General features: G+C 38.8%; 7 protein-coding genes, 2 tRNA genes and 1 pseudogene. 5 read left to right on the forward strand and 5 right to left on the reverse strand.

What is annotated here, in order from left to right:
* Positions 1–209 precede the first annotated feature (209 nt).
* Positions 210–2324: a TonB-dependent siderophore receptor gene (locus ACINWC141_RS08955; RefSeq protein ID WP_009390431.1), complete on the reverse strand. Its 2115-nt coding sequence runs from the start codon at positions 2322–2324 to the stop codon at positions 210–212.
* Between the two features lie 305 nt (positions 2325–2629).
* Between ACINWC141_RS08955 and ACINWC141_RS08960 the strand changes: the two genes are divergently transcribed.
* The gene (locus ACINWC141_RS08960) at positions 2630–3223 is read left to right on the forward strand and encodes a DUF2726 domain-containing protein (protein ID WP_009390401.1); all 594 of its coding nucleotides are present in this window, start codon (positions 2630–2632) and stop codon (positions 3221–3223) included.
* 98 nt (positions 3224–3321) lie between these two features.
* Here ACINWC141_RS08960 and ACINWC141_RS08965 read toward each other — a convergent pair.
* From ACINWC141_RS08965 to pyrC, 3 genes are all read right to left on the reverse strand, one after another.
* Positions 3322–3397: transfer RNA gene (locus ACINWC141_RS08965), tRNA-Glu, on the reverse strand.
* An 18-nt stretch (positions 3398–3415) separates the two neighbouring features.
* Positions 3416–4078 (reverse strand): ribonuclease T, encoded by a 663-nt coding sequence (gene rnt / locus ACINWC141_RS08970; protein ID WP_009390416.1) that lies wholly within the window; start codon positions 4076–4078, stop codon positions 3416–3418.
* On the reverse strand, positions 4063–5097 hold the full coding sequence (gene pyrC / locus ACINWC141_RS08975) for a dihydroorotase (RefSeq protein WP_009390362.1): 1035 nt from the start codon (positions 5095–5097) through the stop codon (positions 4063–4065). Before pyrC ends, rnt begins: the two co-directional genes overlap by 16 nt.
* A gap of 149 nt (positions 5098–5246) precedes the next feature.
* Here pyrC and ACINWC141_RS08980 point away from each other — a divergent pair, with 149 nt between their 5' ends.
* On the forward strand, positions 5247–6509 hold the full coding sequence (locus ACINWC141_RS08980; RefSeq protein ID WP_009390430.1) for a GGDEF domain-containing protein: 1263 nt from the start codon (positions 5247–5249) through the stop codon (positions 6507–6509).
* A 61-nt stretch (positions 6510–6570) separates the two neighbouring features.
* On the opposite strand, the gene argG is transcribed toward ACINWC141_RS08980, so the two are convergent.
* Positions 6571–7929, reverse strand: a complete 1359-nt coding sequence (gene argG / locus ACINWC141_RS08985) for an argininosuccinate synthase (RefSeq protein ID WP_009390370.1) — start codon at positions 7927–7929, stop codon at positions 6571–6573.
* Positions 7930–8193: 264 nt separating this feature from the next.
* On the opposite strand from argG, the gene ACINWC141_RS08990 reads away from it, so the two are divergent.
* The 3 genes and pseudogenes from ACINWC141_RS08990 to ACINWC141_RS20085 form a co-directional block, all read left to right on the forward strand.
* Positions 8194–10224 (forward strand): NADPH-dependent 2,4-dienoyl-CoA reductase, encoded by a 2031-nt coding sequence (locus tag ACINWC141_RS08990; protein WP_009390475.1) that lies wholly within the window; start codon positions 8194–8196, stop codon positions 10222–10224.
* Positions 10225–10309: 85 nt separating this feature from the next.
* A tRNA-Ser gene (locus ACINWC141_RS08995) sits at positions 10310–10399 on the forward strand.
* Between the two features lie 521 nt (positions 10400–10920).
* Positions 10921–11028 (forward strand): annotated as a pseudogene (locus ACINWC141_RS20085) (transposase); the annotation flags it as partial.
* Between the last annotated feature and the right edge of the window lie 55 nt (positions 11029–11083).

Here is an 11083-nt window from a genome sequence, read left to right on the forward strand (position 1 = left end):
TTGATCTATGTTGAGTATAGAACATAATTTAATTATAAAAATATTTATAAATCAGTAAATTATATTTTTTACATAAAAGTAGCTTAATAAAAAGCCACTGCCTTAAAAATACAGTGGCTTTTTAGTGTTTGATATCCCTAACGAGATCTGACCTACAAGTTTGTCGCCTTGAAGAGGCTACCGTATATCAGATCTTTTTATAGTTCAGTTTAGAACGTATAGCTCATACCCAATTGAACCGTACGTGATTCACCTGGATAAGCATATAAATTGAAAGCACTTTCATCATAAACTTTGTCAAAAATATTCTTCACATCTAAGTTAAGACGAAGTTTTGGTGTTGCTTGATAATAAGAAACCAAATCTGTAATCGCATAACCTTTCATAGTGTAGGTGCTATTTGCTGTTTGTCCTGCACGCTTATCAATATATTTTTGATTAATTCCTAGACCTAAGCCTTGTAAAGGGCCACCCTGAAACTCATAGATATTTAAAAGATTAAAACTATTCTTTGGAATATTGGCTAAGGTGGTTCCTTTTTTCAAAGTATTGTCTTTGCTGACTTCTGCATCTGTATAGGCATATCCACCAATAATTTTCCAAGCTGGAGTAATTTGCCCTGCAACATTTAGCTCAATACCTTGGCTACGAACTTCGCCAGCAGCAACTTTATAGGCTGAATCTACAGGATCGAGGGTTAATACATTTTCTTTTTTTGCATAAAAAATAGCAGAGTCAACCGATAGCATATTGTCGAGTGCTTGCCATTTAAAGCCTAACTCGTAAGCCATGCCTTCCTCTGGGTCAAAACCTTCTCCATTTCGGCTAGCACCAGTGTTTGGTTTAAAAGATTTTGCAGCATTGCTATAGATTGAAAGGTCATCACGAGCTTTAAAAACCAAACCTAAACGTGGAATAAATGCATTGTGACTCGTATTCCAATTTGCAGTATTCGGTAATAGGTTTTTGTAATCATGTGCGTAGTGCTCAAAACGTAAACCCAGTAGCGCGCTTAAGCGCTCATTTAAATCGATTTGGTCTTGTACAAAAAGGGCGGTTGTTTTTAAGTTTTCACGATCATGTGTAGTAACCCGATTAAGCTCAGGTAGCGGTTGGCCTAAAACAGGATTATAAATATTAATAGGGTAACTACCGACATCACCACTTGAACGAATAATATATGACTTGTAATCATAATTTTCATATTCAAGCCCAGTCACTAAAGTATGAGTTAGACCTAAAATTTGGAAATTACCTGTTAGATTAATTTGGGCATCGGTATCTTGCCATTTCAATTCACGATAGTTGTAATTTCGGCCTAAAGTTTCACCGTCATTTTGAATGCCATTTGCCTCTACCGCATAGCCATACAATTTGCCATTTAAATATTGCACACCAGCATTCAGTTTCCAGTCATTTCCAAGGTCGTGTTCGACTCGTAATTGAGTCATATTATTATCATTGTAGAGTCGGTTGTTGTATTTACCCGTTTCCCATAAATAGGTTTCTGGTGAGCTATTAAAAGATTTCTGTGTTGGATAACGTGTATGACCACGGTCAAGCGGATGCTGGTTTCTTAAAATATCGGCTTCGAAGGTAACTTTAGTCGCGTCGGAAGCTTGCCATTGAATGACTGGAGCAATTCCATAACGTTTAGACTCAACGTGGTCGCGATAACTATCACCACCTTCTGCAATCACATTGAGGCGATAACCAATGTTTTCTGCATTTGGAATGATGCCTGTTGTATCTATAGTGGTGCGATATAAACCTTCACTGTTAAGCTGGGCACCTAAAGTAGTTTGTTGCTCAGACTTTGGAGTTTTAGAAATTAAGTTAAACGTACCACCTGGGTCACCACGGCCATACAAGCTAGAAGAGGGGCCACGCAAAACGTCTACGCGTTCAATCGTGTTGCTATCTGGAGCGTTCGGATAACCGCGGTTAATCGGGAATCCGTTACGGTAAAACTCACCGCTGGTGAAACCACGAAGGTTAAACCCTGTTAAACCTTGACCGCCAAAGTTATTAGCACGAGTAACACCGCCAGCTAAATCCAACGCTTCGATTAAACGTGTTGCTCCAATATCTTCAATTACTTTTTGGGTCACCACACTGACAGATTGCGGCGTATCTTTTAATGAGACTTCACTACGTGTTGCGCTACTTGAATTATCTACTTTGTAAGTTTGATCAGCAGCTTGTTGAGCTTTAATTTTAATAGTAGCAAGCGTAGTTGAAGATTGATCTGTTTCTGCGAAAGCACTTGAGATACAGCAGAGTTGAGCGATGCTCAGGGAGAGGAGGCGAAGCTTAAGATCCATTTAAAACCTTGTTGATAATAAATATCAGTATAAAAATAAGAATTATTATATTGTAAAACTATGTGTAAAAAGAATACTGGATCAATGAAATATTTGCACAAGTGTATTTTATTTAGAAATATAAATGATAAAAATTAAAAAACAAGCAACGATAGGTTTAAATAATTATAAATTACAGTTTAAAATAGAGCATCAAATACATAAAACAATAGCTTTTAAAATCAAATAAATAATTTATAGCTAACCGTTTTTAATTGTATTTTTGAAAATCAAAATAGTTTTTATATTTATTTAGGGGAAGTTCGATGTTTACGATTGTTGGCATATTTTTATTAGCCATGATGATATTGGCAATTTTAAGTATTTTAAAGAAAGGGGAAAGTAGAAAGGGAAATGCAAAACGTAACCCAATTAAGGGAAAACGTATCATTACTATGAATGAGCAACCTACTTTTATGAAGCTAAGAGAAGCTTTACCTGAACATATTATTTTGGCACAAGTTGCTTTTAGTGCATTTATGACAGCACAAGGATATGCGACACGTAATTTGTTTAATCGTAAAGTTGCTGATTTTATTGTGTTAGATAAGGCATTTAATATTGTTGCTATTGTTGAACTAGATGATTCGAGTCATAAGGGGAAAGAAAAAACTCATGAAGAACGAGATGCTTTAATTCAGGAAGCTGGTTTTAGAGTTGTACGTTATAAAAGAACACCAGAGCTTGCACAAATACATGCAGATTTTAATATTGCAACAATCTCATTAGCTCAAGTTTCAATAGAACCAAACTCAAGTGAAACAAGAACAAAGTTTGTCGCTGATGCAATAACTGTTGAAAGAGACGATCCGACAATACAACCTTTACCATATATTGATGAAGTAAAGTTGAAATCTTAAATTTTGAAAAATACTAAGCTATCTCATGGATAAAATTTGAAGTGAGATAAAGTAATTTAAAAGATGTGATTTTGAAATGAATTTCTTATAAAAGAAATTGGCGTCCCTACGGGGATTCGAACCCCGGTTACCGCCGTGAAAGGGCGATGTCCTAGGCCTCTAGACGATAGGGACGTTGAGGATGGCGGTATCTTAAGAAGCCACCACCAAACTGTCAAGTAGGTAAGGAGACAGTTTGTTCAAAATATAGCAAAACAGTTCAGCAGTTTTCTGAGTATCGTATAAAGCAGAGTGTGCTTCTTTACCATCGAACTCAATTCCAGCTTGAATACATGCTTTAGCAAGGACAGTCTGTCCAAACATAACAGCACTTAAAGTGACCGTATCCATGACTGAAAAACTATGAAATGGATTCTGGTTTTTTGTGCTTGTACGCGCAATTGCCGCTTGTAAAAAACCAAGATCAAAATGGGCATTGTGACCAACCAACACTGCGTGGGTACAATGTTGCTGTTTACGAACTTCATTGACTGATTTAAAAATACGGCGCAATGCTGTTCGCTCATCTTCAGCCATTGCTATACGCATTGGGTTGAATGGATCAATACCAATAAAGTCTAGCGAACGGCGGTCGAGGTTAGCCCCTTCAAACGGGTTAATGTGCGCATGAAATGCTGGACCAGGGACAAATTGTCCCTGAGCATCATACACAATTGGAATGCACGCAATTTCTAGCAATGCATCTGTCTGGGCATTAAAACCTGCAGTTTCAACGTCAACAACCACAGGTAAGAAGCCACGAAAACGTTGGCCAATGACCGGGACAGAGGTTTCTTGTGTCACACTTTTCTCCATTGCAGCGTTTTCCCGGCATGCAGCGGGATAATTTTTTGATCATCTAAATAATCAAAAGATTCTGGTACAAGGTTATCTTCTTTTACCAAGGTAATGGTAGAAGTATTACGTGGTAGACCGTAGAAGTCTGCGCCAAAGTGGCTTGCAAAACCTTCTAAACGCTCTAATTTACCCACTTGGTCAAATGCTTGGGCATAAAGCTCAATTGCATTAGGTGCACTATAACAGCCCGCACAGCCACACGCATTTTCTTTTGCATTTTGTGAGTGAGGTGCACTGTCTGTACCTAAGAAGAATTTAGGATTACCACTTGTTGCAACTTCAAGCAAAGTTGTTTGGTGTGTTTGGCGCTTCAAAATTGGTAAACAATAAAAATGCGGTTTAATACCACCGACCAACATGTCATTACGGTTAAATAATAAATGCTGAGGAGTGATTGTTGCCGCAACATTACGGTCATGCTCTAAAACAAAATGAGCCGCATCGCTTGTTGTAATGTGCTCAAGTACCACTTTAAGTTTTGGAAACTGTTGTAAGAGTGGGTTGAGTACTTCATCAAGAAAACGTTTTTCGCGGTCAAAAATATCGACATGGTTATGAGTGACTTCACCATGAAGTAATAATGGAACTTGATGTTCTTCTAATTGCTCAATCACTGCATAAACTTTACGAATGTCACTTACACCGTTATCAGAATTGGTGGTCGCGCCTGCTGGGTAAAGTTTAATTGCATTTACATGCCCAGATTCTTTAATTTTACGAACTTCGTCTGGTGAAGTGAAGTCAGTAAAATAAAGCACCATACGTGGGTCAAAATTAAGACCCTCTGGAACATGAGCAAGAATACGTTCACGGTAAGCCAATGCTTCTTCCACAGTTTTTACTGGCGGAACAAGGTTTGGCATACAGATCGCTCGAGCAAACTGTTTAGCCAAATCAGGTACGGTACGTTTTAATGCTAAACCATCACGTAAATGTGCATGCCAGTCATCTGGCTGGAGCAGGGTAATAGAGTCCAAGGCAGTTCAAACTTCGAAATAAAACAAATGATAATCGATAAAGTGTGAAAATGGTAACGAGAATTACGGACAAATGGCAAAATAAAGCGCAAGAGGCCTTAAAAATTAATGTTATATTTTGTTAATGTGTGAGAGGCAGGAATCGGGTAGTGGCAAATAGGGGCAATGTACATGAATTACTCAAAGCAAAAGAAGAAATAGAATATCTTGTAACTTTACATACTCATCGTTATGCCAATACACCTTTACCTCATCAATTAGAAAAAAAGTTCTGGTGCTTAAACCTTGAACGAACTAAACAAAATATCTCAAAATTTTTAGCAAGTGGCGTTCTTACCTATCTCATTTTTATTTTATTGGCACTGCCTACTGATTATTTGGTAATCGGTGTGCCTTACATTACTTGGGACTTTATTTATTGCTTACTGAGCGCAATTAATATTGCTTGTGCACTGTTGCTATTTTGGGCTTTTGCTAAGTTAAAGAAACTCACTGAATATTTTTATATTGCTGCATGCGGTATTGTATTTTTTACGATTATTATCAATGCAATGTTGCTTCTTAGCGTAGGAAATGTCGCTCTTAAAAATCAGTCGATGTTGCTACTTTCTTTTTTATATATGCTTGGTTTTATTTTGAGCGGTATAAAGCCTGTGCACATGCTTTATGTGGGTTTGATCGCAGCAATTTCTGTTTTTTCTCTATTGATTTTATTGCAAGCGAATTGTGATTATATTGCTTTGGGGCGGGCATTGTTTGGTAGCTGTATTTTAGGTTTTTCAATTAGTACGATGCTTATATCGAGAGAAAGAAGCCTTTTTTTAAATAATCAGCTTGCTGAGCTTAATGAGCAGATTTTACGTATAGAGGCCTCTGAGTTACTTCATTTAAGTCAGCAAGATGCACTCACTAATATCTCGAACCGACGTACTTTTGATGAGATGTTTGACTTTTTTTACTATCGGGCAAAGCAAGAGCAACGACCATTAGCCGTTTTATTTATTGATATCGATTTTTTTAAAAACTATAACGATTTTTATGGGCACCAGATGGGCGACAAGGTCATCGCATCTATTGCTTCTGCAATTAAAAATTCGATTCGGCATGTTGATTTTGTGGCCCGTTATGGCGGCGAAGAGTTTGTGGTTCTTTTACCGAAAACACCCGCTCAAGGTGCCTACGCTGTGGCTGCCAATATTTATAAAGCGATAGAGCGTCAAGCGATTCCTCATGCGGCATCTTTAGTTTCTAAGCATGTGACCATTAGTTTGGGTTTTACCGTTTATACAGAAGGTTTAAAAGTCACTCAGGAAAATTTAATTCATGCTGCCGATCAAGCTTTATATCGGGCTAAGCAGCTTGGGCGTAACCAAATTTATTATCAGCCTTTACAAGTCGCCGAAATTGCCTGAATGAATTTAAAAAATAAAAAGGCCACCTTAATAGGCGGCCTTTTTTGACGTTATAAGAAAATTATTTTTTCTTACTGTCTAATTGAGGAATAGCAGAACCTTGACCGATTGAAAGTAAACCAGCATCTGTATAGATACCAAGTTTTGCACGTGTATCGGTAATGTCGAGGTTACGCATAGTCAACTGACCAATACGGTCCATAGGCGAGAACATTGAATCGCCTTTTTCCATTGTTAAACGTTCAGCTTCGTACGTTAAGTTTGGAGATTCAGTGTTCATGATGGTGTAGTCATTACCACGACGGAGCTCAAGAGTTACTTCACCTGTAACAGCTTTAGCAACCCAACGCTGTGCAGTTTCACGCAACATAAGCGCTTGAGAGTCGAACCAACGACCTTGGTAAAGTAAACGACCTAAACGTAAACCGTTAATGCGGTATTGTTCGATGGTATCTTCGTTATGAATACCAGTAACTAAACGCTCGTAAGCAATATGAAGAAGGGCCATACCCGGTGCTTCATAGATACCGCGAGATTTCGCTTCGATAATACGGTTTTCGATTTGGTCAGACATACCTAAACCATGACGGCCACCAATACGGTTTGCTTCAAGAATAAGCTCAACTGGATTGTTAAAAGTTTGACCGTTTAACGCAACAGGTACACCTTCTTCAAAACGTACAGTTACTTCTTCTGGTTTGATTTCAACTTCTTCTTTCCAGAAAGCAACGCCCATAATTGGGTCAACGATTTTAATACCAGCATTTAGGTATTCAAGATCTTTTGCTTCGTGAGTTGCACCCAACATGTTTGAGTCAGTTGAGTAAGCTTTTTCTTTTGACATTTTATAGTCAAAACCGTTGTCGATCAGGAACTGTGACATTTCAGCACGGCCACCGAGTTCATCGATGAAGTTTTGATCTAACCAAGGTTTGTAAATTTTAAGATTCGGGTTGGTCAACAAACCATAACGATAGAAACGTTCAATATCGTTACCTTTATAAGTTGAACCGTCACCCCAGATGTTTACGTCATCTTCTTTCATTGCAGTAACTAACATTGTACCTGTTACTGCACGACCTAATGGAGTCGTATTGAAATAAGGAACACCACCTGTACTGATATGGAATGCACCACACTGAATTGCAGCAATACCTTCAAGTGCAAGTTGTAAGCGGCAGTCAATTAAGCGAGCTTTTACAGCGCCGTATTGTTCTGCTTTCTTTGGAATTGCATCGTAGTCATCTTCATCAGGCTGGCCTAAGTTTGCAGTATATGCATAAGGCTCTGCGCCCTTTTGTTTCATCCATAATAAAGCAGCTGAAGTGTCTAGGCCTCCGGAGAAGGCAATCCCAACTTTTTTGCCTACTGGTACATGCTGCAAGATAGTTGCATTATCAGTCATTGCTAATCCTAACATTTATAAAAAAGACCCCGTTGAGGTGGTCTCGAGAATTCTGAATGGCGGCTATTGTAGCACTATTCACGGTGCTTTTTTTGGCAAAAAAATCATTAATTCACTTGTTCTGATTGGTATTTATTATTTGAAGAAAATATAGGATTGTCTTCTTTATATATAGATTGACCATAATCTCGAATAAAAAATAATTCTGGGTCATCCAAAATTATCAAAAAAGTATTAAAGTACTATGCAACAAGTTGCAAAAAATTATTGGGACGCAGCATGACAAGTTACGCCAATTTATTAAAACCATTACATTTAGGCTTTACCACCATTAAAAACCGTGTGGTGATGGGATCCATGCATACAGGACTTGAAGACCGTTTTTTTAACTACCCAAAACTGGCAGCTTATTTTGAAGAGCGTGCAAAAGGCGGGGTTGGCCTGATTGTGACAGGTGGTATTTCTCCGAACCGTCAGGGATGGTTGGCACCTGCGGGTGGAACCATGAACAGTCTCTTTGATGTTCCTCAGCACCGTTTGGTAACCCATGCTGTCCATAAACATGGCTCTAAAATCTTAATGCAGATTTTGCACGCTGGCCGTTATGGTTATCAACCTTTTGTTGTGTCTTCAACGGCAATTAAATCTCCTATTTCACCGTTTAAACCGCGTCAGCTTTCTGAAAAAAATATTCTAAGTACAATAGAAGATTACGCACAGTGCGCTGACATTGCCAAAAAAGCAGGCTATGACGGTGTCGAAATTATGGGCTCGGAAGGTTATTTAATTAACCAGTTTTTAAGTAGCCACGTAAACCAGCGTACTGACCGTTGGGGCGGTGAAATTGAAAACCGTATGCGCTTTCCAGTTGAGATTGTGAAAGCGATTCGCGCCAAAGTTGGTGAGAAATTTATTATTTGTTTCCGCTTGTCTTTACTCGACCTTGTGCATGATGGTAACACCATGCAAGAAGTGGTGACTGTTGCGAAAGCTTTAGAAAAAGCAGGTGTGACTTTATTAAATACTGGCATTGGCTGGCATGAAGCTCGTGTTCCGACCATTGTCACGTCTGTACCTCGTGCAGCTTTTGTTGATTACACGGCCCATGTAAAACAACATATTTCTATTCCGATTATTGCGTCAAACCGAATTAACATGCCTGAAACTGCCGAAGAAATTTTGGCAACTGGCAAAGCAGATATGGTTCAAATGGCACGTCCTTTATTGGCCGATGCATTTTGGGTAAATAAAACTGCGACTAACCGTGTTGATGAAATTAATACTTGTATCGCCTGTAACCAAGCGTGTTTAGACCATGCTTTTAAAAATAAGCGTGTGTCTTGTTTGGTTAACCCGCGCGCAGGGCATGAAACAGAACTGGTTTATTTAAAAACCAAGCAGCCTAAGCGTATTGCTGTTGTAGGTGGTGGTGTAGCAGGTATGTCCGCGGCAACTGTTGCGGCAAGCCGTGGCCATGCAGTGACGCTATTTGAAGCAACTTCAGATGTGGGTGGTCAATTTAACTTTGCCAAAGTTGTACCGGGTAAAGAAGAATTTCACGAAACGATTCGCTACTTTAAAGTCCAACTCGAAAAAACAGGGGTGGATCTACGTTTAAATACTCGCGTGAATCGTGAGCAACTTGAACGCGAAGGTTTTGATGAAGTGATTGTTGCAACAGGTGTAATCCCTCGCGCATTAAAAATTGAAGGAAGCAATGCACCACAAGTTCTTTCTTATGCTCAAGTTCTAAAAGGGGCAGAAGTTGGACAAAAAGTTGCAGTGATTGGTGCTGGTGGTATTGGTTTTGATGTGTCTGAGTTTTTACTTAAACCTCCACATCACCCCCAGCCGCAACCTTTAGCCGAATGGCAACGTGAATGGGGTGTAGACCCAGATCCGAACTATGTTTCTGAAGGTGGTATGCAGCCGCCAGAAGTTGAACCTCCAGTTCGCCAGATTTATTTATTACAACGTAAAGCAACACCTCTCGGTATTGGCCTAGGCAAAACTTCGGGTTGGGTACATCGTGCACAGCTTAAAAAGCATGGTGTGCGTATGTTACGTGGTGTGCAATATAAAGCTGTCACTGATGAAGGGATTTGGATTGAGCACAATGGCCAAGACCAGCTTTTACGTGTAGACACGGTTGTAGTGTGTGCAGGTCAAGAGTCGGTAAAAGACTTGATGCCCAAAGAAGGTGAGTCGACTTTAGCCAACTACCATATTATTGGTGGTGCAAAGCTCGCAGCAGAGCTAGATGCGAAGCGTGCGATCAAAGAAGGAGCAGAATTAGCTGCTCGATTGTAAAATTGATGAAACAATATGCACTTGAACACAAAGCGATGATATTTTTCTTGAATAAAATGAATAAGCTTTGTATTCTTACGCACATGGAAGCGTGGCAGAGCGGTTTAATGCACCGGTCTTGAAAACCGACGAGGGTGTGAGTCCTCCGTGAGTTCGAATCTCACCGCTTCCGCCAAAATTCTAAATAAGCCCTTGTTTTTACAAGGGCTTATTTTTTATCTGTTATTTTACCCCTCAACCTACCCCACATTAAAACTTGGATTAGAATAGTTAAAATAAGAATAATTCAGATGGCTTAAGATTGAGGTTTAAATTTCTTTAAGCATTTTCTAACTTCATTTATTAATTTTTTTTAAATCTATATAGAAGCACTTAACGTGCAGCTTTCTGAATCGGTAAAATATATCAATTCTAGTTTACGATCTTTAGTGTCTATAGATGAATCTAAAATAAACACTTGAGTTCTTTACAGGTATTAAGACGACATTTGATGACGTACTTATCTTTTATTTGTACTGAAGTTGATTAAAATCCTAATTGAAGGAGGTTAGTCATATGAATAAAGATGTAGTGTATTTAATACAAAATGAAGGCAAGGAAATTGTATTACATTGTCAACGTGACACAAACTGATGTGTGCTGAAAAAACAGGAGGTTTTAACTTGGTAAACTAAACACACTCATCAGGAGTTTACCATGAGCAAGAAACACAAGACTTACACCACAGAATTTAAAGCTGAAGCCATCAAATTAATTGAAGCCAATCAAGGCAATGTCTCGGAAACAGCCAGACAACTTAGCATTTGAATGCAAACTCTTTCAAATTGGAATACCAAAGCAAAGGCTGGAACTTTAGCAG

Source organism: Acinetobacter sp. WC-141, from assembly GCF_000313935.1.
Taxonomy (GTDB): domain Bacteria; phylum Pseudomonadota; class Gammaproteobacteria; order Pseudomonadales; family Moraxellaceae; genus Acinetobacter.